The following is a 26882-nucleotide window of genomic DNA, read 5'->3' on the forward strand; positions in this document are numbered from 1 at the left end:
GTCCGGTGGTCAGGCGACCGCGGAGGGGCCGAGGATCGTCTTGAGGTCGGCGCGCAGCGCGGGGGTGGGCGCGACCCGGACGGCGCCGAGGCGCAGGACCGTGGTGCGGCTGCCGTTCTGCAGGTTGACGTGCACCTCGGCGTCGCCGGGGTGGCTGGTCAGGATCTCCTTCAGCTCGCTCACCAGCGGCGGGGTGCACCGGGTGATCGGCATGGTGAGGACGATCGGCTTGCTGTCCGGGTTGTGGGTGACGTCGGGCAGCGACATGTCCATCGCCATGATGCGCGGCGTGTCGTCACGCCGGTCGACCCGGCCCTTGACCACGACGATGGCGTCCTCGGCGATGTACTGCCCGATCACCTCGTAGGTGTTCGGGAAGAACAGCGCCTCGACGCCGCCGGCCAGGTCCTCCAGGGTGGCCGACGCCCACGCGCGGCCCTGCTTGGTGATCCGCCGCTGCACGCCGGTGAGGATGCCGGCCAGCGTGACGATCTGGCCGTCGGGGACGGAGCCTTCCTCGTTGAGGGCGGCGATGGTGGTGTCGGCCGCGTTCGCCAGCAGCTGCTCGAGGCCGGCGAGCGGGTGGTCGGAGACGTAGAGGCCGAGCATCTCGCGCTCGAAGGCCAGCTTGTCGCGCTTGTCCCACTCGCTGTCGGTGATGGTCGGCATGGCCACCGTCGCCGCGCTGCCGCCCTCGGTGTCGCCGAACGCGCCGAACAGGTCGAACTGGCCGGCCGCCTCGTTGCGCTTGACGTCCGCGTACGCGTCGATCGCCTCGGCGTGCACGGCGAGCAGGCCCTTGCGGCTGTGCCCCATCGAGTCGAACGCGCCCGCCTTGATCAGCGATTCAATCGTCTTCTTGTTGCAGGCGACCGCGTCCACCTTCGACAGGAAGTCGTAGAAGTCCTGGTATTCACCCTTTTCCTTGCGGCAGCGGGCGATCGCCTCGACCACGTTGTGGCCGACGTTGCGGACGGCCGCGAGACCGAACCGGATGTCCGTGCCGACCGGGGTGAACGGGCCGGCGGACTGGTTGACGTCGGGCGGCAGGACCTGGATGCCCATGCGCCGGCACTCGGCCAGGTACATCGCCATCTTGTCCTTGTCGTCGCCGACGCTGGTGAGCAGACCACCCATGTATTCGGCCGGGTAGTGCGCCTTCAGGTAGGCCGTCCAGTAGGACACCAGACCATATGCCGCCGAGTGGGCCTTGTTGAACGCGTAGCCGGCGAACGGGACCAGGACGTCCCACACCGCCTTGATCGCCTCGTCGGAGTAGCCGTGCTCGCGGCAGCCGTCGCGGAACGGGCCGTACTCCTTGTCGAGGATCTCCTTCTTCTTCTTACCCATCGCCCGGCGGAGCAGGTCGGCCTGGCCGAGGGTGTAGCCGGCCAGGATCTGCGCGGCGCGCTGCACCTGCTCCTGATAGACGATCAGGCCGTAGGTCGGCTCGAGGATCTCCCGCAGCGGCTCCTCGAGCTGCGGGTGGATCGGCGTGATCTCCTGCAGCTTGTTTTTCCGGAGCGCGTAGTTGGTGTGCGACTCGACGCCCATCGGGCCGGGCCGGTAGAGCGCCAGGACGGCGGAGATGTCCTCGAAGTTGTCGGGCTTCATCAGCCGCAGCAGCGACCGCATCGGCCCGCCGTCGAGCTGGAAGACGCCGAGCGTGTCGCCCCGGGCCAGCAGCTCGTAGGCCGCCGGATCGTCCAGCGGCAGCTGGAGAAGGTCCATCTCCATGCTGTGGTTGAGCTTGATGTTCTTGACCGCGTCGTCGAGGATCGTCAGGTTTCGCAGGCCCAGGAAGTCCATCTTGAGCAGGCCGAGCGTCTCGCAGGTCGGGTAGTCGAACTGCGTGATGATCACGCCGTCCGATGCCCGGCGCATCAGCGGGATGTGGTCGATGATCGGCTCGGCCGACATGATCACGCCGGCCGCGTGCACACCGGTCTGCCGGATCAGGCCCTCGATCCCGCGCGCGGTGTCGATCACCTTCTTGACGTCGGGGTTCTGCTCGTAGAGCGAGCGGACCTCGCCGGCCTCGCTGTACCGCTTGTCGTCCTTGTTGAAGATGCCGCCGAGCGTGATGCCCTTGCCCATCACGTCGGGCGGCATGGCCTTGGTGATCTGGTCGCCCACCGAGTACGGGTAACCCAGCACCCGGGCCGAGTCCTTGATCGCGGCCTTCGCCTTGATCGTGCCGAACGTCGCGATCTGCGCGACCTTGTCCTCGCCCCAGCGGTCGGTGACGTACTTGATGACCTCGGCGCGCCGGCGCTCGTCGAAGTCGATGTCGACATCGGGCATCGAGATGCGCTCGGGGTTGAGGAACCGCTCGAAGATCAGGCCGTGCGGCAGCGGGTCGAGGTCGGTGATGCCCATCGCGTAGGCCACCAGGGAGCCCGCGGCGGAGCCACGACCCGGGCCGACCGCGATGCCGTTGTTCTTCGACCACTGGATGAAGTCGGCGACCACGAGGAAGTAGGACGGGAAGCCCATCTGGATGATGATGCCGAGCTCGTACTCCGCCTGGGTTACGTGTGTCTCCGGGATGCCGTCCGGGAAGCGGCGGCGGAGCCCCTCGTACGCCACGTGGCGGAAGTATTCCTCCTCGGTGTAGCCCTCCGGGATCGGGAATCGGGGCATCAGGTTCTTGAAGGTGAACATGCCGGTGATGTCGACCTTCTCGGCCACCAGCAGCGTGGTGCGGCAGCCCTCCTGCCACGCGTCGGAGGAGTCGACCGCGCGCATCTGGTCGGCCGACTTGACGAAATAGCCGTTGCCGTCGAAGCGGAACCGGTTGGGGTCGGCCACGTTGCTGCCGGTCTGCACGCACAGCAGCACGTCGTGGGCGGCGGCCTGCTCCTCGAAGGTGTAGTGCGAGTCGTTGGTGACCAGCGGCCGGATGTTGAGCCTCTTGCCGATCTCGAGCAGGCCGTCGCGCACCCGCTTCTCGATCTCGAGACCGTGGTCCATGATCTCGAGGAAGTAGTTGTCCTTGCCGAGCGCCTCCTGGTAGCGCGCGGCCGAGGCGAGCGCCTCGTCGAAGTGGCCGAGCCGCAGCCGGGTCTGCACGACGCCGGACGGGCAGCCGGTGGTGCCCATGATGCCCTCGGCGTGCTCCGCGATGATGTCGAAGTCCATCCGCGGGTATTTGCCGAGCTGGCCCTCCATCGAGGCGCGCGAGTTGAGCCGGAACAGATTCTTCAGGCCGACCGCGTTGCGCGCCCACATGGTCATGTGGGTGTAGGCGCCGTTGCCGGAGACGTCGTCGCCCTTCTGCTCCGGGCGGCCCCACTTGATGCGGCTCTTGGTCAGCCGGGACTCGGGGGCGACATAGGCCTCGACGCCGATCACCGGGGTCACCCCGGCCGCTTTCGCCTGGGTGTAGAAGTCGAACGCCCCGTGCATGTTGCCGTGGTCGGTGATGGCCGCGCCCGGCATGCCCAGCCGCGCCGCCTCGCCCAGCAGGTCTTTGACCCGGGCGGCTCCGTCGAGCATCGAATACTCGGTGTGCACGTGGAGATGCACGAACGAGTCAGACACCCGGGGCCCCCTTAAGTTGTGACGACCCGAGCGACTTTAGTCCGACCCACCGACAAGATTCGAGGGGCGCGCGGAGTTCATTCGGCGAACGGCTCGATCATCATGGACGCCGCCTTGAGCCACGCCTGCTTGGTCTCCGGCTGGAGGTCCTGGTACTCGATCGAGGAGCCGACCTCGAGAGACGGGTCGTATGGCACGACCGCGACGCCACGGGTGCGGGTGGCGAAATGCTTGGCGAAATCGGCCAGCATCGGCAGCGGCCCCGGCGACGGGCAGGAGATCAACGTCACGGCGTTGGCGACCAGGTCACCCATGCCGCTCTCGTCGAGCACGTCGAGCATCCAGTCGGCGGTGAACGCCGCGTCCTCGCGGGGCACCGTGGTGATCACCAGTTGGTCGGCCTGGCGCATCACGGTCTGCCAGTTGACGCTCTCCACGTTGTTGCCGGTGTCGACGCAGATCACGTCGTGGGTGCGGCGCAGCAGGTCCATCACCCGGCGCACGGTGCCCTGGTCGAGCCGCTGGGCGAAGCGCGGGTTCTCCTCGCCGGCGAGCACGTCGTACGACCCGTCGGAGGCGTGCCTCAGGTAGGCGTCGAGCTCGCTGAGCAGACCGTCACCGTGCAGGTTCTCGATGCTCATCAGGTCGGCGAGCAGGTGCTTGATGGTGCGGGCGTGCCGGGCGCTGCCGGCCCGCAGGCCGAGCGTGCCACGCAGCTCGTTGTCGTCCCAGGCGAGCACGCCGCGGCCGCGGACGCTGCCGATGGTGGCCGCGGCCAGCACGGTGGCGGTGGTCTTGTGCACGCCGCCCTTGGGGTTGGCGAAGGCCAGCACCCGCGGCTTGCCGAGCTTGCGGCGCAGCACCGCGACGGCCCGGTCCATCTCACCGGCGGGCTCGGTCTGCCGCCACTCGATGCGGGCGCCGGCCGGCGAGGTCGGGGCGGGCGCCGGCACGGGGGCCGGGGACGGCCGCACGGGCGCCACGGCGGAGGCCCGGATCTGCGGGTAGTCGCGCTGCGGCGGGGCCAGCGGGGCCGGCGGCGCGGGCGGGGCCACCGGAGTGGACCGGGCCGGCGCCGGGGCCGGGCTGAAGAAGCTGTGCGGCTGCTCCGGGACACCGCGGCGGCCGTTGGTCTCCGGCTGGGGACCGGGGTGCGCAGGGATCGGGGCCGGCGGCGGCGGGGCCTGCCGGGCCTGGTGCCGCGGGTCGAGCGGGTTGATCGGCCGCTGCGGCATCGGCCGGGGCTCGAACTGCTGCTCCGGCGGGCGCTGCGGCTCGGGCGGGCGCTGCTCGTAGCCGGGCTGCTGGGCCGGGCGCGGATCGAGCGGATTGTACGGCCGGCGGCTGGGCAGGGGCTGGCCGAACTGTTGCGGCGGCGCCGGTGGCATCTCGCGCTCCGGCTCGGCCGGGGTCTCCTCGGCGGCGGCGCGTGCGCCGTGCCGGGCACGGTCGAGCAGCGCCCGCCAACGCGGGGCTGGTTCCGCAGGCCGGCCCCAGCCGGTCTCGGTCCCATCCACGGCTCGTCCTCCCTGCACTACCTACGGTGAAACGGCGGTTGGTTCTTCGCCCCTGACAGGCTACGGAGCGAACCCTATTCGGGCCACTGCCCGAGCGACCAACCCTGGTCGGTCTCCTTGATCGAACAACGGCACAACGGTCGCGCTCGGATGGCCATCCGTACGTTTCGCGGACGAGAACTTAACGGACAGACGGCTCTCGAGATGTGATCGTCACGGGCCCGGCGCACCCTGAGCAGCACTCACGTCTGTAGCTGAAGGCACGGCAGTGCGCTCCTCCGGTGCCGTGGCCGACGAATCAGGCGAGGGTTTGAAGGCGGCCGATGAGGTGGATGTCACAGGCGCTCCGGACGCAGACAGTATCGGCGCGGGCGTCCGCGAGGCAATGGCCGAACCGTCGTTTGGCACAGGAATCGGAGATCCGCTCGGATCCGCCGGAATCGTGCCCTCCTGCTCCGGCAACGGCGGCCGGAACTCGGCCCGATCGAGCCGTCGCACCTCGGGCGCCGGGTCGACGGCGCGCACGCCGGGCCGGCCGGCGACCGCCTGCAACGCGGCCGGCGTGGCCCGCACGACCGCCGCGAACGCGCAGGAGCAGCCCGACCGGTAGGCCTGCGCCTCGGTGCGGGCGGTGTGCGCGGCCGACTCGTACGCCGCCCGGACCCGCTGCTGGTTCGCGTCGTCGTCGCCGAGGCGCTGGCCGAGCTGGCGGTACTCCGCCTCTTCCTGGTCGCGCTGCAGGGCGGCGCCGAGCATCCCGGCGAGCACGTCGCCGGGCAGCTGATAGACCGGGATGCGCACCACCTGGGTGTGCTGCCCGGCCAGCGGCACCCGGGTGTAGACCTGCGCCACCGGGGCGCCGTCGAGGATGCCGGCGAGCGCGCCGGGCGCCACGTATTCGGACAGGCTCACCAGCGCCCAGGTGTCGCCGGCGGCCGGCCCGGTGGGATCGGTGAGGGTGGCCAGCTCGGTGTGGGTGGACTGCAGATAACCACCGACCGTCTGTCCCTGCACGACACCGACCCGGACGACGTCGCCCGGATCATCCTCGCCGGGAAGCACCACGTCGTTGCGGGTGGCCCAGATGACGCCGAGCACCAGCACGGCAGCCGCCAGCACGACGGCCATGCCGCCGACGATCCGTAACACTGCCGCGCGGTCCACGATCGGCTCCCGCGCAGGGTCCGCGGGTCCCACGTGACTGTTTCCCCCGAAAATCAGCTTCCGTCCTGAAGGACGTCAAGCGCGAACTTGAGATCTTCAGGGTAGTCGCTGACGAACCGGACCTCATCGTGCGTTCGGGGATGGAGGAACCCCAATTCTCGGGCGTGCAACCACTGTCTGTTCAGATGAAGCTTCGCAGCCAGGGTGGGGTCGGCGCCGTAAGTGAGATCGCCGGCGCACGGATGCCGCATCGCCGAGAAGTGCACCCGGATCTGGTGGGTGCGGCCGGTCTCCAGCTTCACGTCGATCAGGCTGGCCGACCGGAACGCCTCGAGCGTGTCGTAGTGGGTGACGCTCAGCTTGCCGGAGTTCATCACCGCGTACTTGTAATCCGCGGTGGGGTGCCGGTCGATCGGCGCGTCGATGGTGCCGCGCAGCGGATCGAGGTGCCCCTGGACCACCGCGTGGTAACGCTTGTCGACCTCGCGCTCCTTGAAGGCCCGCTTCAGCACGCTGTAGGCGATCTCGCTCTTGGCCACCACCATCAGCCCGGTGGTGCCGACGTCGAGCCGGTGCACGACGCCCTGCCGCTCGGCCGCGCCGCTGGTGGCGACATTTTGCCCCATCCCGGCCAGGCCGCCGACCACGGTCGGCCCGGTCCAGCCGGGGCTCGGGTGCGCGGCCACGCCGACCGGCTTGTCCACCACCACGATGTCGTCGTCGCTGTAGACGATGGTCAGCCCGGTGACCGGTTCGGCCACCACGGTCGGCGGCGGGATCGGTGCGGGCAGCGTGACCTCGAGCCAGGAACCGGCGGCGACCTTGTCGGACTTCGGCCGGGGGTAACCGTCGACGAGCGCGTCACCGGCCTCGACCAGCAGCGCCGCGGCGGTGCGGGACAGCCCGAACAGTCTCGAGACGGCCTGGTCGAGCCGCATGCCGTCCAACCCGTCGGGCACCGGCAGGGAACGAACGGTCACGCTGCGGGCTCCGCTTTCTTGCGGACGGCGCGACGGCCGTCCCGCTGACGTCCGGTCAATTCCAGGAGTACGGCGAGGCAGACGCCCACACTCAGGCAACTGTCGGCGATGTTGAAGACCGCGAACTTCTCCGCGTACGGCGCGAAGAGGCTGATCATGTCGACCACGTGCCCGTGGAACGGGCCGGGCGCGCGGAACAGCCGGTCGCCGAGGTTGCCGAAGGCCCCGCCCAGCACCAGGCCGAGCGAGATCGCCCACGGCACCGACCGCAGCCGGGTGGCCATGTAACCGATCCAGCCGATCACCACCAGGGTGATCACCGGGAAGACCCAGGTGTGGTTCTCGCCCATGCTGAACGCCGCCCCGCTGTTGCGCAGCAGCGACAGATAGATCAGCCCGCCCAGGATGCGCACCGGCTCGCCCTCGGTGAGGTGCTCGGTGGAGAGCCATTTGACCCACTGGTCGAGCGCCACGGCGATCACCGCGGTCGCGCCCAGCACCGCGACGGCCCGGCCGCTGAAGCCGGGCCGGGGACCCGCCTCCGGCTCGCCCACGGCCGTCGTGCCCGCTGCCTCGTCGGCGTTCAGCGTCGTTCCTCCAACTGCTTGCAATGCACACAAAGAGTCGCGGAGGGGAACGCCGCCAGTCGCTCGACCGGGATCGCGTTGCCGCACCGCTCGCACCAACCGTAGTTGCCCTCGCCGAGCCGGTCGATGGCGCGTTCCACCTGATTGATCCGCTCGAGCAGATTGTTCGCGAGAGTGATCTCCTGCTCACGCTCGAGCGTCTTGGTGCCGGTGTCGGCGTCGTCGTCACCGGCCGAGTCGGCGAGCCGGTCCCGTTGGAGCTCGGTGAGCTCGGTGATCGACGTGTCGTACTCCAGCTGCAGCTCGTCGAGCCGTTCGGTCAGCGCGACCCGAATCTTCTCGGTCTCGGCGGCGCTGCGGGACCGCTTCGTGGCGGCCTTGGCGGTGCTCGCGGTTTCGGTTGCCTTGGCCATCGTCGCTCCCTCAGCCACACCCCCCGGCGCGGCGATCAGCGGTCTGTCTCGTGATGCGGCGCCGGTCGTGTTCGACCCGGCGCCGCTTGGACCGGAATTACCCATCTCCGGCGCCGGCACGCCGTTAGATCTTGCCCCACCTGCACAAACGGCGCGGCTGATTACCAGCCGCGCACTCCGGAGGTTCGCAAGGATACGGAACGTATCCGGCGGCGACAACAAGACCGGCCGATCTTGATCCGGCAAAGGCCGCAGTTCCCCCGTCGGATACCCGACCACTCGTGATCTAGCCCGGATCCTCCCGGCCGTCCTCGCCGAACCAGCGGGCCAGCCGGCCGCGCCGGCTCACCGCCCGCAGCCGCCGCTCGGCCACGTCCCGGGCCGCCGCGGTGGCCACGATGAGCAGGGCGTCCCCGGTGCGCAGCCGGGTGTCCGGGCCGGGCACGAACCCGGCGCCGTCGCGCACGACCAGGGTCACCGAGGCGCCCACCGGCAGGCGCAGCTCGTCGATGTAGACCCCGGACAGCCGCGACCCGGGCGCCACGTCGAGCTGGAGCAGGTCGGCGTGCATGTTCTCCAGCGGCGCGGTCTCCACGTGGATCTCGTGCGGCTCGGCCGGCGCGGTCACCCCGAGAAGCTTCGCGGCCCGGCCGAGCGTGCCCGCCTGCAGCAGCGTGAAGATGAAGACCAGCACGAAGACCGTGTCGAACAGGCCGTCCGCGCCCGGCGTGCCGGCCGAGAGCGGGATCGTGGCCAGCACGATCGGCACCGCTCCGCGCAGCCCGGCCCAGGACAGGAACGCGGTGCCGCGCCAGCCGACCCGGTTTCCCGGCCGGCGCGGGCCGCGCACCGGCCGGGCCAGCACCGCCGCGACGAGCACCGAGAGCGGCCGGGCCAGCAGCACCAGGGCCAGACCGACGACCAGGGCCGGCACCACCGCGCCGGGCAGCCGGCCGGGCGAGGCGAGCAGGCCGAGCAGCACGAACAGGCCGATCTGGGCGATCCAGGCGAGGCCGTCGGCGAAGCCGAGCACGGCCCGGCGGTGCGGCAGGCGGCCGTTGCCGAGCACCACGCCGGCCACGTAGACGGCGAGGAACCCGGAGGCGTGGGCGACGGCGCCGGCGGCGTAGGCGAGGACGGTCAGGCCGACCGCGGCGATCGGGTAGAGGCCGGCCGACGGCAGGGCGGCGTGCCGCAGCGTCCACTTCCCGGCCGCGCCCACCGCATACCCGATCGCGGCGCCCGCGGCCAGCTCGTACGCGACGATCAGGAACTCGTACCACCAGGGGTGGCCGCCGCCCCCGGTGGCGCTCAGCAGGATGACCAGCAGCACCACCGGGGCGTCGTTGAGGCCGGACTCGGCCTCCAGGGTGGTGACCAGCCGCGGCGGCAGCCGCAGGCGCCGCAGCGTGGCGAAGACGGCGGCGGCGTCGGTCGAGGAGAGGACGGCGCCGTAAAGCAGCGCCAATCGCCAATTCAGACCAAGGATGAGGTGGGCTGCGACGCCCACGACGAGGACGCTGACCGCCACGCCCACGGTGGCCAGCGAGGCGGACAGGCCGAGAACCGGTCGCAGCGCGCTCCACCGGGCGGTCAGGCCGCCCTCCGCGATGATCATGATGAGGGCACAGAAGCCGAGCGTGCGGGTCAGTTCGGCGTCGTCGAAGCGGATGCCGAGCCCGGCCTCCCCGATGATCATGCCGATCCCGAGGTAGACCAGCAGGCTGGGCACACCGAGGCGGGTGGAGGCCCGCACCGCGAACACCGCCACCAGCAGCACCGCGGCCCCGACGAGCAGCGCCAGATCGAGGTGGCCGGTCACGCCGATCCGGCGCCGTCACGCAGGGCGACCAGGCGGGCGAGGGTCTCGTCGCCGGCCGTGGCCACCGTGAAGATCTTGTCCCGGCTGGTCGCGCCGATCTTCAGCGTCACCGCCGCCGGGCGTACGCCGAGGGCGCCGGCAAGCGCACGCCGCACCGCCTCGGTGGCCTTGCCGTCGACCGCCGGCGCGCCCACCGCGACGATCAGTGCCGGCCCGTGCGGACCCTCGTAACGCCCGCCGACCCGGTCCCGGCCAGCGCCGGGGCGCACCCGGACGGCGATCGAGAGCTCCGCGTTCTCAGCAGCGCGCCGGTTGACCATGCCCCATTGTGCAGGTGAGGGTTTCCCTCAGTGACGGGTGGCCGCCGCCACCAGGCGGTCGACCGGGCGGCACAGGCCGCACGGGCTGAAGCCCAGCTCGACCGCTTCGTTGGCCGGGATCGGCTCGCTCAGCTTGCCGATCAGGAACTGGCAGTCGGCGACGTGGTAGCGCGGGCGGCCGTCGACGACCAGCACCTCGGCGTCCAGCCGGGCCACCCGGACCGCGTCGGCGGGGGCCACCACCTGGGGCAACGGCTCGTCGGCCGGATCATCCTCGTCGGCCTCGCCGAGCTCCTCATCGATCAGATCGGGGCCGGCCGGCTCGGCGTGCGCGTCGGCCCGGCGCCAGGCGTTCTCACCGGGGCTCTCGCTGCGTGCGGAGTTGATCACGTCGGCCGCGCGCTCGTAGTCGGGCTCGGCGGGCTGGTCGTCGGCGGGACGCGCACCCGAGGCGCCGGCGGTCATGCCGGCGGCGGCGTCCCGGCGACCGGCCTGATAGGCGTCGTCGGCGTAGGGCTCGTCGAGGTAGGGCCGATCGAGATCATCGGCGGCCGCGGTCGTCTCGAACTGGACGGTCTCGCGCCGATCCTGCTGCTCGGCGGCGAACTCGCGCCGGTCCTGCTCGGCGGCGAACTCCGGCTCCGCGGCGAACTGGGGATCGGCGGCGAACTGGGGATCGGCGGCGAACTCCGGCTCGGCGGCGAACGGGCCGAAGCCGGCCGGTTCGGCCGGTTCGGCTGCGAACGGCTCGGGCGGGGCGGCAAAATCGTCGGAGCCGGGAGCGGCCTCGGCCGCGGCGCGGCGGGCGCCGGCGTTCTGGCGCGCGCCGATGACCAGCGCGACGGCGGCCAGCAGGCTGGCCACGATCGAGCTGATCAGGAAGTTGCTCGAACCGCCGGTGAGGCCCAACACAAGCAGCATCACCGCGACGAGGATGAGCAGCAAACTAGCAACGATCATGGCTCATCCTCGTCGAAGTGCGGCGGGGGGTTTGGTGGGTCAGCGTCCGGACTCGATGGCGCCGGTGCGCGAACCGCCGTACGACCCGGCGAGGCCGGCCGCGGCGAGACCGCCGGAACCGCCGACCGCACGGGCCGAGTCGGCACGCGTCATCTCCGCCTCGAGACCCTGGCCGCGACCGTCGAGGTCGCGGAGCTGGCTCTCCAGGTACGCCTTCAGTCGAGTGCGGTACTCCCGCTCGAACTGCTTGAGCTCCTCGATGTGCTTCTGCAACGCGGAGCGCTTGGCGTCCAGACCACCCATGGCCTCCTGGTGGCGCTGGCGCGCGTCGCGCTCGAGCGCGTCGGCCTTGGCACGGGCCTCGCGGGTGACCTCTTCCGCCTTCGACCGGGCGTCGGAGAGAAGCTTGTCGGCCTCGCGACGAGCGTCGGACACGTGGTCGTCCGCCGTGCGCTGGGCCATCATCAGCACCCGCAGGGCCTGCTGCTCGCCGTCGCCGGTGCCGCCGGCGGGCGCGCCGACCGGGCCCTGGGCCCGGACCTGCTCCAGCTCGGCCTGCATCTGGCGAGCGGCCTGCTCGGCCTGCGCCTTGTCCCGCTGGACGCGGTCCAGCTGCGCCTTGACATCGTTGAGCTCGGCGGCGAGACGGGGGTCGGCACCCGAGACGGCTGGCGCGCCACCCCGGCCGCCGCGCTCCACCTGGGCGCGCAGCTCGTTGTTCTCCTCGATCAGACGGGCGAGCTCGCGCTCGACCTCGTCAAGGAAGGCGTCGACCTCCTCCTCGTCGTACCCCCGCTTGCCGATCGGGGGCTTCTTGAAGGCGACGTTGTGCACGTCGGCCGGGGTCAGCGGCATCGAAACTCCTCGGGTCAGTCGCGGCCGCGGTGGGGGCTGCTGTCTAGCTGTAGGTGTTGATCAAGCTTTTGAGCACGAACTCCATGAGCACGAACAGGATAACCAGCAGCACGATGGAAGCCAGGTCCAAGCTCACGTTACCAATGCGCAGCGGTGGGATCACACGCCTCAACGCCTTGAGGGGTGGGTCAGTGACGCTCCACACCGTTTCAAGAGTCGCCGACGCGCCCCTGCCGGGCTGCCACCGCCGTCCGTACTGGAGCACCGCGGACAGAACGAACCTGGCCAGCAGGACCAGGACGAAAAGATAGACCACAAGGTAGAGGATTTGGAACAGGATCGACAGCACGTCTGAGGGTCCCCCAGTCGGGTGAGCTGTGCCGGGTCAGCTCTGGTTGAAGAACCCACCCTCAGCGATCTTGGCCTTGTCCTCTGCGGTGACCTGGACATTCGCCGGCGAGAGCAGGAAAACCCGGTTGGTCACGCGCTCGATCGTACCCCTAAGACCGAACGCTAGACCGGCCGCGAAGTCGACCAGTCGGCGGGCATCTCCCTCATCCATCTCGGTGAGATTGATGATGACCGGCACACCGTCACGGAAGTGCTCACCGATCGTGCGCGCCTCACGGTAGGTGGTGGGGTGCAGCGTGGTGATCTGGTACCGCTGCTCCTCCTCGATCGGGCGGGCCTGCGGCTGCGGCTGGTGCGCCTGCTGCGGGGCCAGGGCCAGGTTGTCGCGGGAGGCGTAGCTCAGCGGAGCGTCCGGCTCGCTCGACGTGCTCGGGCGGGTGATGGAACGCACCCGAGCGCGCTCGGTCGAATCCACCCGATCGTGGTCGAGGTCGGCACGGGACAGCCGCTCGGAGACCCGGGGGCGCTCGGTGCGGGCACGCGGCACGGCCCGCTCCTCCTCGTCGGCCTCGTCGTCCTCATCCTCGTAGCGGGAGCTCGAGTAGCGGTCACGATCGCGGTCGCGGTTGCGGTAGGAGGGCTCGCGGTAGTCGTGCTCGACGTAGTCGCGGTCGTCGTCCTCCTCGACCAGGCCCAGCCAGACGCCCGCCTTCCGAATAGCGCTCATGCCAGCTCCTCGCTTCGCTCCGAGCTGCCAAGAGCAAGGTCCGCACTGAGCTTGCCGATTCGCTCGCTGCGCTCGCTCATGCCCCCACCCCATTCCGCATCCGGGCGAAACTGTCCCGACCTGCCATGTCCCCCACCTTGTCCGCCACGCGGCCCGCGCCCCCTCGGCGTACCGCATTCCCCCCTAGCGCACGCTGACCGTCCGATGCGGAGCGGCGTGCGTTAAACAACACCTATGTAGTTTGCTGCCCGCCGCAAGGCTACCGCAGCAGGTTTCGCATTCCGAGCAAAGAAGTGCCGATCCGGACGTGTGTCGCGCCGTGCCGGACAGCCGCTTCCAGGTCGCCGCTCATGCCCGCCGAGATCGCCGTCGCGGCCGGATGCCGCTCCACCAATTGCCCGGAGAGGACGGCCAGCCGCTCGAACGCCCGGTCCGGATCCCAGTCCCGCGGCGCGACCGCCATCACGCCACCGAGCCGCAGGGCCGTCGCGTCGGCCACCGCGTCGGATATCCGCCACAGGTCGTCGCCGGCCGCGCCGCCCCTGGTCGGATCCTCGTCGATGCTCACCTGAATCAGGATCTCGATCGGTTCCGGACGGCCGGCGGCCGCTCGATCGAGCGCCGTCACCAGTCGTTGCGAGTCGACCGACTCGACGACATCGGCGTACCCGGCAACTGATTTGGCCTTGTTTCGCTGCAGTTGGCCGATGAAGTGCCAGCGGGGCGTCGCGCCGGCCGCGCGAGCCTCGTCCGCCTTGGGCGCCGCCTCCTGGTCGCGGCTCTCCCCCACGTCGGTGACGCCGAGCCCGGCCAGCAGGACGACGTCACTCGCCGGATACGTCTTGGTGACCGCCACCAGCGCGGCCGCGTCCGGTGGGCGACCGGCCGCCGTGCAGGCGTGCGCTATCCGCTCCCGCACCTCGGTGAGGGAAGCGGCGAGCTGCGCACGCCGCGCGGCGCCGGTCACCGCGTCGGTCACCGGGGCCCTCAGGAGCCGTTCTTGAGGAAGTCCGGCACGTCCACGTCGTCGAACAGGACCCGGCGCGGGGTCTGTGCCGGCGGCGCCTGCGGTGTGATCACCGGCGCCGGCGGCGGCGACTGCACCGGCGCGACCTTGCGGGACGTCTCGACCGGCTTGTACGACGGGGTGCCGCCGTCGAACCCGGCCGCGATGACGGTGACCCGCACCTCGTCGCCGAGAGCGTCGTCGATGACCGCGCCGAAGATGATGTTCGCGTCCGGGTGGGCCGCGTCGGTGACGAGCTGGGCCGCGTCGTTGATCTCGAACAGGCCGAGGTCGGAACCGCCGGCGATGGAGAGCAGCACGCCGCGCGCGCCGTCCATGCTCTGCTCCAGCAGCGGGCTGGAGATGGCCCGCTCGGCCGCCTCGACCGCGCGGTTGTCGCCGCGGGCGCTGCCGATGCCCATGAGCGCGCTGCCCGCGTTGCTCATGACGCTCTTGACGTCGGCGAAGTCCAGGTTGATCAGACCCGGCGTGGTGATCAGGTCGGTGATGCCCTGAACACCGGAGAGCAGGACCTGGTCGGCCTGACGGAACGCGTCCATCATGCTGATGCCGCGGTCACCGAGAGCGAGCAGCCGGTCGTTCGGGATCACGATGAGCGTGTCGCACTGGTTACGCAGCTCTTCGATGCCGGTCTCGGCCTGCACCTGGCGGCGCTTGCCCTCGAACGAGAACGGCCGGGTGACGACGCCGATGGTGAGCGCGCCGAGCTTGCGGGCGATGTTGGCGACCACGGGGGCGCCACCGGTGCCGGTGCCACCGCCCTCGCCGCAGGTCACGAAGACCATGTCGGCGCCCTTGAGCACCTCTTCGATCTCGTCGCGGTGGTCCTCGGCGGCGTTCTTGCCGACGTCGGGCTGGGCGCCGGCGCCGAGGCCGCGGGTGAGCTCCCGGCCGACATCGAGCTTCACGTCGGCGTCACTCATCAGCAGAGCCTGCGCGTCGGTGTTGATCGCGATGAACTCGACGCCCTTGAGCCCCACCTCGATCATGCGGTTCACGGCGTTGACGCCGCCGCCGCCGATCCCGACCACTTTTATTACGGCCAGGTAGTTGTGTGGAGGTGTCATCGGGCTCAGCCTTCCCTTCGGGGTTGGCGGATGTCGTGGGCCCCATGCGATCCGGGAGGAACCGCAACTCGACATCCGCTGCCGTACAAGGGAGGGCGAGGTAACCCTCACCCTCTACTAGAGGCTTAGGGTTATGTCAACCATTCGGCCTCTGGAGGCAACGTAAGCGGAGGGCAGGCGTCAACCAAGGACCGGCGCGGCGTGTCGAGGGCCGCTTACGTGGCGAATATCCGACGCGGCCGTAACCTCTGGCAAAATACGCCGTTCGTGCCCTGATGTCCCTTTAGTGTGCTGATCAGCGAATCGTCGGAACAGACGGTGCACTGACGTCGATCTGCTTGTCGGCCTTCTTCAGCAAAACCGTGGCGACCTGGCTCTTCAGGGTGCTCTCGGTGTCGTCGCCCCAGAGCACCAGCCGGTCCTTGGTCAGCTGCAGCTTGATCTGCGCGGGCGCGGCTGCCGAGATCTCCACCAGCTGCTCGCGCAGGTCGGCGCTGAGCGCGCCGAGCACGGTCAGCGCCGAGCGGGTGTTCACGTCGGCCGGCCCCGGTGTGGTGGTGCGCAGCAACGGCAGGCCGTCCGGCTGCCGGGACACCTCGCGGTACGGCACCCCGCTCGCGTCGATCAGCGTCAGCCGGCCCGGCGCGGTCGGCACGGCCGCGACCGGCGTGCGCTCGACCACCTCGACCACCAGCGTGGACGGCCAGCTGCGCCGCACCGTGACCCGGTCGACGGCGGCCAGGCCGCGCACCCGGCCGCGGACCGCGTCCAGGTCGAGCCGGGCGAGCGGCTCCTCCATCGGCACCGCGGCGGCCTCCTCGACCTGCAGCGGGGTGAGGAACTGGACGCCGACCACCTGGACGTTGCGCACGCTCAGCAGCGGCGTGCCGTAGACGACCCAGACCAGGCCGCCGATCACCAGGGCCACGCCGGCCGCGATCGCCCACGGCAGGACGGCGCGCAGCCGCCGCTGGCGGGCGCGCGCCATGAAACGCCGGGCCGAGGACGGCACCGCATCGGTGTTCGCCCGGACCAGTCGCCAGTTACGCCCGCCGCCCCCGCTCACGGTCGCCTACTCCGGTGCTTCCGCGGCCAGCGCGGCCAGCAGCTCGTCGCCCATCATCGAGATCGGCGGGGCGCCCATCGTCACCACCACGTCGCCGGGCCGGCTGCGGCGCACCACCTCGGCCGGCACGTCCTGCCAGTCGGGCACGAACACCTTGTGCTCGGCCGGCAGGTCGACGGCCGCGGTCAGCGACACCCCGCCCTCGCCGGGCGCGCGCATCTCGCCCGGCCCAAAGACCTCCATGATGATCACCTCGTCGGCGATGGCGAGGCCCTCGGCCAGCTCGGCCTGCAGGTCGCGGGTGCGGTAGACCCGGTACGGCTGGAAGACCACCAGCAGGCGGCCGTCGCCGGCCACCTCGCGCAGGGTCCTCAGCGCGGCCTTGACCGAGGTCGGGTGGTACGCGTACTCGTCGTAGACCCGCACCCCGGCGACGATGCCCTTGCGCTCGAACCGCCGGCGCACCCCGGGGAACGCGGCCAGCGCCTCGGTGATCTTGTCGAGTGGCAGGCCCAGGCGCAGCGCGGTGAGCACCGCGGCCGCGCTGTTCAGGCCCATGTGCCGGCCGGGCAGCGCCAGCTTGATGTCGCCGAGCGGCTTGCCGTCCAGCCAGGCCTGGAAACGCACGCCGCTCACGGTCGAGACGACCTCGCTGATCCGCAGGTCGGCGTCGTCGCTCTCGCCGTACGTGTAAACCGTGCGGCCGGCCGCCCGCAGCGCCGCGATGAGGCCCTGGGTGCCGGGGTCGTCGGCGCAGGTCACCACGAAGCCGTCGGCGTCGGTCAGCTCGGCGAACTGCAGGAAGCCGGCCTTGAGCCCGTCGAGGTCGCCCCAGTTGTTGAGGTGGTCGCCCTCGATATTCGTGATGATCGCGACGTGCGGCCGGTAGATGAGGAACGATTTGTCGGACTCATCGGCCTCGGCCACGAAGTGCGGCCCGGTGCCGTGGTGCCCGTTCGAGCCGGCCTCGGAGATCTCGCCGCCGATCACGAAGGACGGGTCCTGCCCGGCGTGCTGCAGGATCACCGTCATGATCGAGGTGGTGGTGGTCTTGCCGTGGGTGCCGGCCACCGCGATGGTCTGCCGGTTGGTCATCGCCGCCGCGAGCGCCTCGGAGCGGTGCAGGATGCGCAGGCCGCGCTTGCGCGCCTCGACCAGCTCGAGGTGGTCGTGCGGGATCGCGGTGGAGTAGACGACGGTGTCGACGCCGTCGAGGTTCGACGCCACGTGCGACATGTGCACGGTGCCGCCCAGCGCGCGCAGCGCGGCCAGGGCCGGCCACTCGCGCAGTTCGCTGCCGGAGACCGGCACGCCCCTGGTGAGCAGCAGCCGGGCCAGACCGCCCATGCCGACCCCACCGATGCCGATGAGGTGCACACTGCCCAGTTCTTCGGCGGTCAGCGTGCCGGCCGGGGTCATCTCCGCGGTGTTCACTGTCCAGTCCCCTTCATCGAGCCAATCCTCTTCATCGACTCCGTGCCACCGCTTCCAGAACGAATTCCAAGAGCGCTTCGTCGCCGTCGCGCCGCCCGTATCGGGAAGCGGCCGCACCCATCATGGCGAGCCGCTGCCGGTCCCGTGCCAGCGGGATGACGTGCTGCTCGATCCACTCGGGGGTCATTTCGGCGTTGTCGACAAGGATGCCGCCACCCGACTCCACCACCGGTAGGGCATTTCGCTTCTGTTCCTGGTTGCTGAAGGGGTACGGCACGTAGACGGCGGGGACGCCGAGCGCGGTCGTCTCGGCCACCGTGATCGCGCCGGCCCGGCACAGCATCAGGTCGGCGGCCGCGTATCCCAGCTGCATGTCCGACAGATAAGGCACCACCACGTACGGCACGGGGAGGTCGGCCGGCACCTCGAACGGGTCGTTGCGGCCGCCCTGCACGTGCAGCACCTGGATGCCGGCGTGGGCCAGCCGCTTGGCCGCCGCGGCCACCGCCAGGTTGATCGTGCGGGCGCCGGACGAGCCGCCCGAGACGAACAGCACCGGCAGGTCGGGGCGCAGGCCGAACTGGTAGAGCGCCTGCGGGCGCAGCGCGGCTCGGTCGAGGTGGGTGATCGCGGTGCGCAGTGGCACGCCGACCACCCGGGCATCCTTCAGCGACTCGGCCGCCTGCGGCTGATTGGGGAAGCCCACCGCGACGTTCTTGGTGAACTTCATGCCCATCCGGTTGGCCACGCCCGGCGGCACGTTGACCTCGTGGATCACGATCGGCAGCTCACGGCGCCAGGCCGCGAGGTAGGCCGGCACCGACACGTACCCGCCGAAGCCCACCACCACCTCGGCCTGCACCTCGTCGAGGATCTTGCCGGCCGCGTGCGACGACTTGTACATCCGGTCCGGGGTCCGCAGCAGGTTCAGGTTGACCGAGCGCGGGAGCTGGAACGCCGGGATGACCCGCAGGTCGTAACCGGCCGGCGGGATCAGCTCGTTCTCCATACCCTTCGGGCTGCCCAGCGTGGTGATCCGGGCATCGGGGTAGTGGCGCCTGATCGCATCGGCGAAGGCGAGCAGCGGATAGATGTGACCGCCGGTGCCTCCTCCAGCGAGCACTACCGACCGCAGCATCACCGTCTCCTCTCGCCCCCGACGCCGGCGGGTGCCCGGCCACTCTTGGGGGCCGGCTGCCGTTGCGGGGGGAGCGGCGGCAGCGGGGCCCATAGTAGGCGTACCCATCGGGCGGGCGGACGGGCGTTCAGGGCCTTGGCCGCGTCCGGCTCGGCGCGGGCGAACGAGGCGAGCATGCCGATCGCCGCGAGCGTCACGACCAGGGCACTGCCACCTGCGGAGATGAACGGCAGCGGCAGGCCGGTGATGGGCAGCATGCCGGTCACGCCGCCGATGTTGATCACCGCCTGGGAGACCAGCCAGGTGGTGATGGCGGTGGCGGCCAGGCGGCGGAACGGGTCGGCGGAGCGGCGGGCGATCCGGAAACCGGTGTACGCCAAAACGGAGAACAGGGCCAGCACGACCGTGCAGCCGACCACGCCCAGCTCCTCGGCGACCACGCTGAAGATGAAGTCGTTGGAGGCCTCGGGCAGCCAGTTCCACTTGAGCACGCCCTTGCCCAGCCCGACCCCGAACCAGCCGCCCTCGAAGATCGCCGAGCGGGACTGGATCAGCTGGTAGCAGTTGTCCTGCAGGTCGCACTTCTCGAGCGGCTGGAGGAAGTCGGTGAGCCGGGCCACCCGGTAGTTCTCGGCGTCGGCCGAGCCGGAACCGGCGCCGCCGGAGGCCGCCGCGATGAGCAGGCCGATGCCGGCCAGGCCGAGCACGCCGAGCGCGGCGAACACCCGCAGCCGGATGCCGGCCGCCCAGAGCAGGCCGACGATCAGCGCCAGCAGCACCAGCATGGTGCCGAGGTCGTTGTACCCGACCAGGACGAACAGCAGGGCGATCACCGGGAACAGCGGCCGGGACAGCTCCCGCCAGTGGCCGAGCGCCGGGCCCTTGCGGGCGATCACGTCGGCGCCCCAGAGCACCATGCCGAGCTTGGCGAACTCGGCGGGCTGCAGGCCGATCGGCCCGAAGTACAGCCAGAGCAGGTTCGCGTGGACCGGGCCGAGCTTGGGCGCGCTGAGCACGCCGACCGACTCCAGCGCGCCGAGCAGGTCGAGGATCGCGAGCAGCACCACGGCCAGGCCCAGGATGTATTTGCCCAGGTCGCGCAGGGTGCCGGAGGGCAGTCGCTGGCAGATCCAGAAGGCGACCAGGCCGAGCAGCGCATAGACCGCCTGGCTGGCGATGGCCGAGTAGGCGTTCCCGCTCTTGTAGAAGGACTCCACGCTGGTCGCCGAGAACACCATGGTGAGCCCGATGAGCAGCAGCAGGCCGGAGCTCGCGATCAGCAGGTAGTACGAGGAGAGCGGGCGGGCGAGCAGCCCGTGCACGGCCGGCAGCAGCTGCCGGCTGAGTGACGGGCGAGCCGCCTTCTGCGTTCGGTCGTCCGCCATGGACACATCATCTGTCCGGCGACATGCGAGTCCGTGTCATGACCGTGGCGTGTCGCAAAGAGATATCTATCCCATTACCGCCAGGAAGTCGGAGTAGAACAGGCCCAGGGCGATCGCCACGCAGATGCCCGCGACGATCCAGAACCGGACCACGATGTTGTTCTCGCTCCATCCGGCCAGCTCGAAGTGGTGGTGCAACGGCACCATCCGGAAGACACGTCGGCCGGTGGTCCGGAACGAGACGATCTGGATCACCCAGGTCACCGTGATGATGACGAAGAGCCCGCCGATGATGATCGACAGCAGGGTGGTGCGGGTGGCCACCGCGAGGCCGCCGATCAGGCCGCCGAGCGCGAGCGCGCCGGCGTCACCCATGAAGATCCGCGCCGGGGAGGTGTTCCACCACAGGAAGCCCACGCAGGCGGCCGCGGCCGCCGCGGCGATCATCGAGACCTCGAGCGGATCTCGGACCTGGTAGCAGTAGTCGTTGGCGGTCGCGTACGCGCTGTCCGCGCACCAGTGCCGGTACTGCCAGAACCCGATCAGCGCGTACGCGCCCAGCACCAGGATCGAGACCCCGGTGGCCAGGCCGTCCAGGCCGTCGGTGAGGTTCACGCCGTTCGACATCGCGGTGATGACGAAGACGAACACGATCACCGAGCCGACCTTGCCGACGTTCAGCCAGCTGATGTCGCGGATGAACGAGATGTGCTCGCTGGCCACGGTCTGGCCGTTGGTGCTCGCCACGTAGAGCGCGGCGATGCCGAACCCGGTGCCGACGAGCGCCTGGCCGAGCAGCTTGCCCTTGGCGGACAGGCCGTCGGAGTTGCGCCGGCGCACCTTGAGGAAGTCGTCGATGAAGCCGACCCCGCCGCAGAAGACGAACAGGCCGAGCAGCACCAGGGCCGTCATGGTCGGCCCCTCCTGCGCGATCTGCCGCTCGGGCAGCGTGGTCAGGGCGACGTGCCCGGCCACGTAGGCGAAGACGGTGGCGATGATGAACGCCACCCCGCCCATCGTGGGCGTGCCCTTCTTGCCCTGGTTGCTCGCCAGCCCGATGGATCGGATCGGCTGGCCGGCCTTGAGCGCGGTGAAGACGCGAATCGCCACCGGCGTGCCGAACAGGGAGATGATGAACGCGACCGCGGCCGCAACGATTACTGCCCTCACGGGCGACCCTCCTCAGGACGCAGTCCATCGACCACGTCCCACGTGCGGTACCTGGAGCCCTTCACGAGAACGACGTCGCCGTCTCGCAGATCCCCCCGAACGACACGGAGGGCAGTGGCTTGATCTTCAGCGAAGATCGCCACTCCCGTCCAGTCCCCCACCTCGCTCGCGCCGTCCAGAATCGGACGGGCGTTGTCGGCCACCGCGATCAGCCGGTCCACGCCGAGCTCGGCCGCGAGCCGGCCGACCTCCACGTGCCCGGACACCTCGTGATGACCCAGTTCGGCCATGTAACCCAGCACCGCGATCCGGCGGCCCCCCGCCATCGTCGCGAGCGCGTGCAACGCCGCCGCCGTCGAGGACGGGTTCGCGTTGTACGAGTCGTCGATCACCGTGACCCCGTCGGGCCGGGTGAACACGTCCATCCGCCGGCTCGACACGATCCCGATCTCACCGAGCGCCGTGACCAGCTCGTCGAACGTCATTCCGAGCGAGAGCGCGACCGCCGCCGCGGCGAGGGTGTTGGCGACCTGATGCCGCCCCGCCACCTTCAGCACGATATTTCCTGCATCTCCGGCAAAGCCCAAGGTGTACGACGCCCGGCCGGCCCCGTCGATCGACACGTCGGTGGCCCGCACCGCGGCGTCCGGCGACTCCCCCGTGAACAGCACCCGGGCGGCCGTGCGCGACGCCATCGCGGCCACCAGCGGATCGTCCGCGTTGAGCACCGCAGTGCCGGCCGGGATCAGCGCCTCGACCAGCTCGCCCTTGGCCTGCGCGGTCCCCTCGACCGAGCCGAATTCGCCGATGTGCGCCGCGCCCACGTTCAGCACCAGCCCGACATCCGGCCGGGCGATATCGCAGAGATAACGGATATGACCGATACCCCGGGCGCCCATCTCCAGGACCAGGAACCGGGTCTCCTCGGTCGCCTGCAGCACCGTGTACGGAAAGCCGAGCTCGTTGTTGAGTGACCCGGCCGGCGCGATGGTCGGCCCGAGCCGGGACAGCAACTGCCCGATGTAGTCCTTGGTGGTGGTCTTGCCGGAGGAACCGGTCAGCCCCACCACCGTCAGCCCGGTCAGCCGGGTCACCACCTCGCGGGCCAGGGCGGCCAGCGCGGCGAGCGGCTCCTCGACGACGACGCCCGGCTGCCCGGTGTCGCGCGTGCTCAGCACGGCCGCGGCCCCCTTGGCGACGGCCGTCGCGGCGAACTCGTGGCCGTCGACCTTCTCGCCCTCGAACGCGACGAAGAGCCCGCCCGGCCGGATGCGGCGCGAGTCGTACTCGACCGGCCCGGAGACGGACAGCGACGGCGACGAGTTGACGAGCCGCCCACCCGTGACCTTGGCGATCTCGTCCAGTGTCATGCGGATCAAGAATGTCCCCCTGCAGCGGCGAGCAGTGCCTCGGCCAGCTCGATCCGGTCGTCGAACGGCAGCATCTCCCCGTTGACCTCCTGACCGCGCTCGTGCCCCTTGCCCAGCAGCGCGATGACGTCACCGGCCCCGGCCAGGCGCACCGCCTCGTCGATGGCGGCCCGCCGGCCGGGCACCTCGATGATCTTCGCGGCGGAGCCGGACTCCTCGGCCCCGGCCCGAACCGCGGCGCGGATGGCGGCCGGGTCCTCGGTGCGCGGGTTGTCGTCGGTGACGATCACCAGGTCGGCGCCGCGGGCGGCCGCGGCGCCCATCGCCGGCCGCTTGCCCTTGTCCCGGTCGCCGCCCGCGCCGATCAGGCAGATCACCCGCCCGCCGCGCCCGGTGGCCAGTTCGCGCAGCGCGCCCAGGGCCGCCACGATCGCGTCCGTCTTGTGTGCGTAATCGACCACGCCCAGCACGTCGCCCGGCGCGTCCACCTGTTCGAGCCGCCCCGGCACGCCCGGGCAGGCCGCGATGCCGCGCGCCGCGACCGCGGGGTCGATCCCGGCCGCCACCAGCGAGGCGAGGGCCAGCAGCGCGTTGGCGACGTTGTGCCGGCCGGGCAGCGACACCCCGGCCTCGACCTCGATGCCGCCCGGCCCGTGGGCCACGAACCGCTGACCGAAAGCGGACGGCCGCACCGCCGACGCCCACCAGGACGCCTCCTGGTCGCCGGCCGCCGAGTAGCTGATCGTCGCCGGCTTGAACAGCGGCCGCAGCGCGGGTTCGTCGTAGTTGAGGACCTCGACCCGGCAACGACCGTCGAACAGCTTCGCCTTGGCCGCGAAGTAGTCGTCCGCGTCCTTGTGGAAGTCGAGGTGGTCGAGGCCGAAGTTGGTGTATCCGCCGACGGCGAACCCGATGCCGTTGACCCGGCCCACCGCGAGGGCGTGGCTGGACACCTCCATCACCACCGCGGTGACCTCCCGCTCGGCCGCGGCGGCCAGGATCGCCTGCAGGTCGGTGGCCTCCGGGGTGGTGCGCACGCTCGGCACCACCAGGTCGCCGAGACGCGTCTCGACGGTGCCGATCAGGCCGGTGGTCAGCCCGGCGGCGCGCAGCCCGGACTCGACGAGATAAGCCGTGGAGGTCTTCCCCGCCGTACCCGTGATGCCGATCATCGTGATCCGGGCCGAGGGGTCGCCGTAGATCGCCGCGGAAGCGGCGCCCAGCACCGCGCGGGGGTCGCCGGCCACCAGAACCGGCAGGCCGGTCGCGCGGGCCGCGTCGCGGCCCGCGGCGTCGGTGAGAACCGCGGCCGCACCGGCCGCCGCCGCGTCCGCCGCGAACTCCGCGCCGTGCCGGTTCGCACCGGCCAGCGCCGCGTAAAGATCACCCGGACGCACCTCACGACTGCTGTGCGTAACCCCGGTGACCTCGGCGTCCTCGCCGCTCAGCTCGGCCGGCAACAGTGCGGCCAGGCGCGTCAATCTGAGCGGCGCAACGGTCTCGGGACGGGGAACTCCGGGCACGGCGTCAGACCCTACCCCGTGCCTGGCGAGTGTTGAAAACGCCACGGTCACGGATGAATGCGGAATGTCGGCGCCTTCGTCGTGGACGGCGGCACCCGATAGTGTTGCAGGGCAAATGACATCATCTTGCTGAAGGCGGGCGCGGCCACGTCGCCACCGGTGCCGTGCGCCACCTCGGCCGAGACCGCGATCACGAAGCGCGGGTTCTCGGCCGGCGCCATGCCGATGAACGAGCCGTAGTTGCTGCTGGTGTACTGCCCGTCGATGAGCCGCTTGCCGGTGCCGGTCTTGCCGGCCACCCGGTAACCGGTGACCGCGGCCTGGGTGCCGGTGGCGTCCTTGGTGTCGACCACCGCCTCCATCATGGTCCGCAGCTCGGTGGCGACGTCCGGGTCGAGGACCTGGTGCGTCTCCGGCGTGGCGCCCGCCGTCACCTTGCCGTTCTTGCCGGAGATCATCTCCTTGATCAGGTGCGGCTGGATGTAGGTGCCGTTGTTCGCGATCGTCCCGTAGCCGGCCGCCATCTGGATCAGGGTGGCGTCCACGCTCATCCCGATCGGCACCGAACCGGACGCCGACCCGCTCCACTCGTCCGGCGTGAGGATCTTGCCGGTCGCCTCGCCGGCCACGCCCTCGCCGGTGGCCCGGCCCAGCCCGAACTTCTGCTGGTACTCGTACAGCTTCTGCTTGCCGAGCTTGTCGGCGATCAGGATGGTGCCCACGTTGGACGACAGCGCCAGGATGCCGGGGATCGTCATCTTGGTGCCCTTGACCTGGATGTGGCTGTCCTGGAAGCGATAGCCGCCACGCTCGATCGCCGGCCCGACGGTGATCGCCGAATCAGGGGTGATGAGCCCCTCCTGCAGGGCCGCGCCGATCGTGAACGCCTTGTGGATCGAGCCCGGGTCGGCCACGATCGCGCTCGGCACGTCCTCCCGGTCGGCCGGCGTGTAGTCCAGCGCCTTGGCCGCGTTGTAGGTCGGGCAGCTGGCCTGCGCGAGCACCTCACCGGTCTGCACGTCCAGCACCACCGCGCCGGCGATCGTCGCCTTCCAGTCGGTGGCCTGCTCGCAGAGGATGCGCTGCACCTCGTACTGCAGGTCGGCGTCGATGGTGAGCTCGATCGACGTGCCCGGCTGCGGCTCGACGTACTTCTGATATCCGCCCGGGATCGGCTTGTTCAGGTCGCCCTTGCCGATCTCGAACTCCTGGCTGCCCGGGGTGCCGCGCAGCAGCGAGTCGTAGCGGCCCTCCAGCCCTTCCAGGCCGGAGTTGTCGGCGCCGGTGAAGCCGATCAGGTTCGCGGCCAGGTCGGCGCCCGGCACGTCGCGGCGCTCGTCCTGCTTGACCACGATGCCGCCGAGCTTCAGCCCGGCGATCCGGTCGCCGATCGAGATGTCCACACCCTGCGCCAGGAACTCGAAGCGGGACTCGCCACCACCCGGCCGGGTGTGCCGCTTCATCTTCTCGACCAGCTTCGACTGCGGCACGCCGAGTAGCGGCGACAGCGTCGCTGCGGTCTTTGCCACGTCCTTGACCAGCACCGGGTCGACGCCCACGTAACGCGCCTCCACGCTGTGCGCGAGCACGGTGCCGTTGCGGTCCAGGATGCTGCCGCGCGGCGCCGGCAGGGTGACCTCGGTGATCCGCTGCTCACGCAGCTTGATCAACCGCGCCGCGTCGCCCGGCGACGAGGCCACCTGCAGCACGACCAGCCGCACGCCGATCATCACGAACAGGGAGAGCGCGAGCACGGTCCCCAGCCGCAGGCGGCGGGTCGGATTAGCAAGCTTCGGCGGCTCGGTGACCACGGCACGCACGGCGCGGCTCGGGCCAGGCGATTTTCCGGTACGCGGCCGGAGCGCCCCAACCGCAGTGCCGGGCCGCCCCGCCTTCGCCAAACCCGCACGAGCCGCTTTGCCCGACCCCGCGCCGGCCGATGCCGGGCCGGCCGTGCGCGACCCGTCGCGGGTCGTGGTCCGGGCGCGGCGCTGCTTGAGCTCGTCCGGCTCCGGGCGGCGGGTGCGCGGCGTCGCCGGCCGCGAGTCGGGCTGCTCCCGGCGCCCGGTGTCACCCTTCTCCCCGGTCCGGCCCGTGCCGGTCTTGCTCGTGCCGCTCCGGCCGGTGCCGGTCTTGGCGGCCGGTTTCGCCTGCTCCGGCGCCGGTTCCGGCTCGGCCGGGCGGCGTCCGCGCTGCGGGCGGCCGCCGTCGAGCACCTGCAGCGCCGGGCGGAACGGGTCGGTGGTGCGGCCGGCCCGCGGTGAGCGGGTGCGCTGGTCGCGCTCGGCCATGGTGCGCCCGCGCGGGGTGTAGGCGCGGGCGTCGCCGATGCCGCCGAAGCCGCGGCCCCGGCCGTTCTCCTCGGTCTCCTCCGCGCCGGTGTCCCCGGCGGGAAGGTCACGAGACGTACCGCGCCGGGGCTGATCGCCCCGGCGCGGTGTGTCGTCCGATCGCGGCGACATG

The 26882-nt window shown here is 70.9% G+C and carries 21 protein-coding genes and 1 pseudogene; all 22 read right to left on the reverse strand.

The window, feature by feature from the left end; all coding sequences use genetic code 11:
- Window positions 1–9: 9 nt before the first annotated feature.
- Window positions 10–3543: a DNA polymerase III subunit alpha gene (dnaE, locus tag AB0E90_RS04565; protein ID WP_360399029.1), complete on the reverse strand. Its 3534-nt coding sequence runs from the start codon at window positions 3541–3543 to the stop codon at window positions 10–12.
- A gap of 77 nt (window positions 3544–3620) precedes the next feature.
- On the reverse strand, window positions 3621–5060 hold the full coding sequence (locus AB0E90_RS04570) for an AAA family ATPase (RefSeq protein ID WP_360399032.1): 1440 nt from the start codon (window positions 5058–5060) through the stop codon (window positions 3621–3623).
- 213 nt (window positions 5061–5273) lie between these two features.
- Window positions 5274–6224, reverse strand: a complete 951-nt coding sequence (locus AB0E90_RS04575; RefSeq protein ID WP_360399035.1) for a hypothetical protein — start codon at window positions 6222–6224, stop codon at window positions 5274–5276.
- 53 nt (window positions 6225–6277) lie between these two features.
- Window positions 6278–7162 (reverse strand): RluA family pseudouridine synthase, encoded by an 885-nt coding sequence (locus tag AB0E90_RS04580; protein ID WP_360399483.1) that lies wholly within the window; start codon window positions 7160–7162, stop codon window positions 6278–6280.
- Between the two features lie 38 nt (window positions 7163–7200).
- The gene (gene lspA, locus AB0E90_RS04585) at window positions 7201–7758 is read right to left on the reverse strand and encodes a signal peptidase II (RefSeq protein WP_360399486.1); all 558 of its coding nucleotides are present in this window, start codon (window positions 7756–7758) and stop codon (window positions 7201–7203) included.
- 29 nt (window positions 7759–7787) lie between these two features.
- Window positions 7788–8204 carry a TraR/DksA family transcriptional regulator gene (locus AB0E90_RS04590; protein WP_360399038.1) on the reverse strand — a complete coding sequence of 139 codons (417 nt, stop codon included), beginning with the start codon at window positions 8202–8204 and terminating at the stop codon, window positions 7788–7790.
- A 286-nt stretch (window positions 8205–8490) separates the two neighbouring features.
- Window positions 8491–10026: a potassium/proton antiporter gene (locus AB0E90_RS04595; protein WP_360399041.1), complete on the reverse strand. Its 1536-nt coding sequence runs from the start codon at window positions 10024–10026 to the stop codon at window positions 8491–8493.
- Window positions 10023–10346, reverse strand: coding sequence for a DUF167 domain-containing protein (locus AB0E90_RS04600; protein WP_360399044.1), 324 nt, complete (start codon window positions 10344–10346; stop codon window positions 10023–10025). The genes AB0E90_RS04595 and AB0E90_RS04600 overlap by 4 nt, the downstream gene beginning before the upstream one ends.
- 780 nt (window positions 10347–11126) lie before the next feature.
- Window positions 11127–11306: pseudogene (locus AB0E90_RS04605) on the reverse strand (hypothetical protein); the annotation flags it as partial.
- Window positions 11307–11345: 39 nt separating this feature from the next.
- The gene (locus AB0E90_RS04610) at window positions 11346–12161 is read right to left on the reverse strand and encodes a DivIVA domain-containing protein (RefSeq protein ID WP_360399047.1); all 816 of its coding nucleotides are present in this window, start codon (window positions 12159–12161) and stop codon (window positions 11346–11348) included.
- Between the two features lie 43 nt (window positions 12162–12204).
- Window positions 12205–12510, reverse strand: a complete 306-nt coding sequence (locus tag AB0E90_RS04615) for a YggT family protein (RefSeq protein WP_360399050.1) — start codon at window positions 12508–12510, stop codon at window positions 12205–12207.
- Between the two features lie 36 nt (window positions 12511–12546).
- Window positions 12547–13239, reverse strand: a complete 693-nt coding sequence (locus tag AB0E90_RS04620; protein WP_360399053.1) for a cell division protein SepF — start codon at window positions 13237–13239, stop codon at window positions 12547–12549.
- Window positions 13240–13498: 259 nt separating this feature from the next.
- Window positions 13499–14218, reverse strand: a complete 720-nt coding sequence (locus AB0E90_RS04625; RefSeq protein ID WP_360399056.1) for a YggS family pyridoxal phosphate-dependent enzyme — start codon at window positions 14216–14218, stop codon at window positions 13499–13501.
- Window positions 14219–14226: 8 nt separating this feature from the next.
- The gene (gene ftsZ / locus AB0E90_RS04630; protein WP_360399059.1) at window positions 14227–15333 is read right to left on the reverse strand and encodes a cell division protein FtsZ; all 1107 of its coding nucleotides are present in this window, start codon (window positions 15331–15333) and stop codon (window positions 14227–14229) included.
- 295 nt (window positions 15334–15628) lie between these two features.
- Entirely contained in the window at window positions 15629–16399 is a 771-nt protein-coding gene (locus tag AB0E90_RS04635; protein WP_360399062.1) for an FtsQ-type POTRA domain-containing protein, read from the reverse strand.
- Window positions 16400–16405: 6 nt separating this feature from the next.
- Window positions 16406–17833, reverse strand: a complete 1428-nt coding sequence (murC, locus tag AB0E90_RS04640) for a UDP-N-acetylmuramate--L-alanine ligase (protein ID WP_360399065.1) — start codon at window positions 17831–17833, stop codon at window positions 16406–16408.
- Window positions 17834–17864: 31 nt separating this feature from the next.
- Window positions 17865–18971: an undecaprenyldiphospho-muramoylpentapeptide beta-N-acetylglucosaminyltransferase gene (murG, locus tag AB0E90_RS04645; protein ID WP_360399068.1), complete on the reverse strand. Its 1107-nt coding sequence runs from the start codon at window positions 18969–18971 to the stop codon at window positions 17865–17867.
- A complete protein-coding gene (locus AB0E90_RS04650; protein WP_360399071.1) occupies window positions 18971–20356 on the reverse strand; it encodes a putative peptidoglycan glycosyltransferase FtsW in 1386 nt (461 codons plus the stop codon). Before AB0E90_RS04650 ends, murG begins: the two co-directional genes overlap by 1 nt.
- Window positions 20357–20422: 66 nt before the next feature.
- Window positions 20423–21526, reverse strand: coding sequence for a phospho-N-acetylmuramoyl-pentapeptide-transferase (gene mraY, locus AB0E90_RS04655; RefSeq protein WP_360399074.1), 1104 nt, complete (start codon window positions 21524–21526; stop codon window positions 20423–20425).
- Window positions 21523–22905, reverse strand: a complete 1383-nt coding sequence (murF, locus tag AB0E90_RS04660; RefSeq protein ID WP_360399077.1) for a UDP-N-acetylmuramoyl-tripeptide--D-alanyl-D-alanine ligase — start codon at window positions 22903–22905, stop codon at window positions 21523–21525. The genes mraY and murF overlap by 4 nt, the downstream gene beginning before the upstream one ends.
- Window positions 22902–24419 carry a UDP-N-acetylmuramoyl-L-alanyl-D-glutamate--2,6-diaminopimelate ligase gene (locus tag AB0E90_RS04665; protein WP_360399080.1) on the reverse strand — a complete coding sequence of 506 codons (1518 nt, stop codon included), beginning with the start codon at window positions 24417–24419 and terminating at the stop codon, window positions 22902–22904. Before AB0E90_RS04665 ends, murF begins: the two co-directional genes overlap by 4 nt.
- 47 nt (window positions 24420–24466) lie before the next feature.
- On the reverse strand, window positions 24467–26881 hold the full coding sequence (locus tag AB0E90_RS04670; RefSeq protein WP_360399083.1) for a penicillin-binding transpeptidase domain-containing protein: 2415 nt from the start codon (window positions 26879–26881) through the stop codon (window positions 24467–24469).
- Window position 26882 lies beyond the last annotated feature (1 nt).

The organism is Actinoplanes sp. NPDC026619 (assembly GCF_040638295.1).
In the GTDB taxonomy this organism is placed as follows: Bacteria; Actinomycetota; Actinomycetes; order Mycobacteriales; family Micromonosporaceae; genus Actinoplanes.

Coding starts and splice junctions, on each gene's coding strand:
- AB0E90_RS04580 (WP_360399483.1), bottom strand. CDS start 7,162: ATGCGGCTCGACCAGGCCGTCTCGAGACTGTTCGGGCTGTCCCGCACC.
- AB0E90_RS04590 (WP_360399038.1), bottom strand. CDS start 8,204: ATGGCCAAGGCAACCGAAACCGCGAGCACCGCCAAGGCCGCCACGAAG.
- AB0E90_RS04600 (WP_360399044.1), bottom strand. CDS start 10,346: ATGGTCAACCGGCGCGCTGCTGAGAACGCGGAGCTCTCGATCGCCGTC.
- AB0E90_RS04610 (WP_360399047.1), bottom strand. CDS start 12,161: ATGCCGCTGACCCCGGCCGACGTGCACAACGTCGCCTTCAAGAAGCCC.
- AB0E90_RS04620 (WP_360399053.1), bottom strand. CDS start 13,239: ATGAGCGCTATTCGGAAGGCGGGCGTCTGGCTGGGCCTGGTCGAGGAG.
- ftsZ (WP_360399059.1), bottom strand. CDS start 15,333: ATGACACCTCCACACAACTACCTGGCCGTAATAAAAGTGGTCGGGATC.
- murG (WP_360399068.1), bottom strand. CDS start 18,971: ATGCTGCGGTCGGTAGTGCTCGCTGGAGGAGGCACCGGCGGTCACATC.
- AB0E90_RS04650 (WP_360399071.1), bottom strand. CDS start 20,356: ATGGCGGACGACCGAACGCAGAAGGCGGCTCGCCCGTCACTCAGCCGG.
- AB0E90_RS04670 (WP_360399083.1), bottom strand. CDS start 26,881: ATGTCGCCGCGATCGGACGACACACCGCGCCGGGGCGATCAGCCCCGG.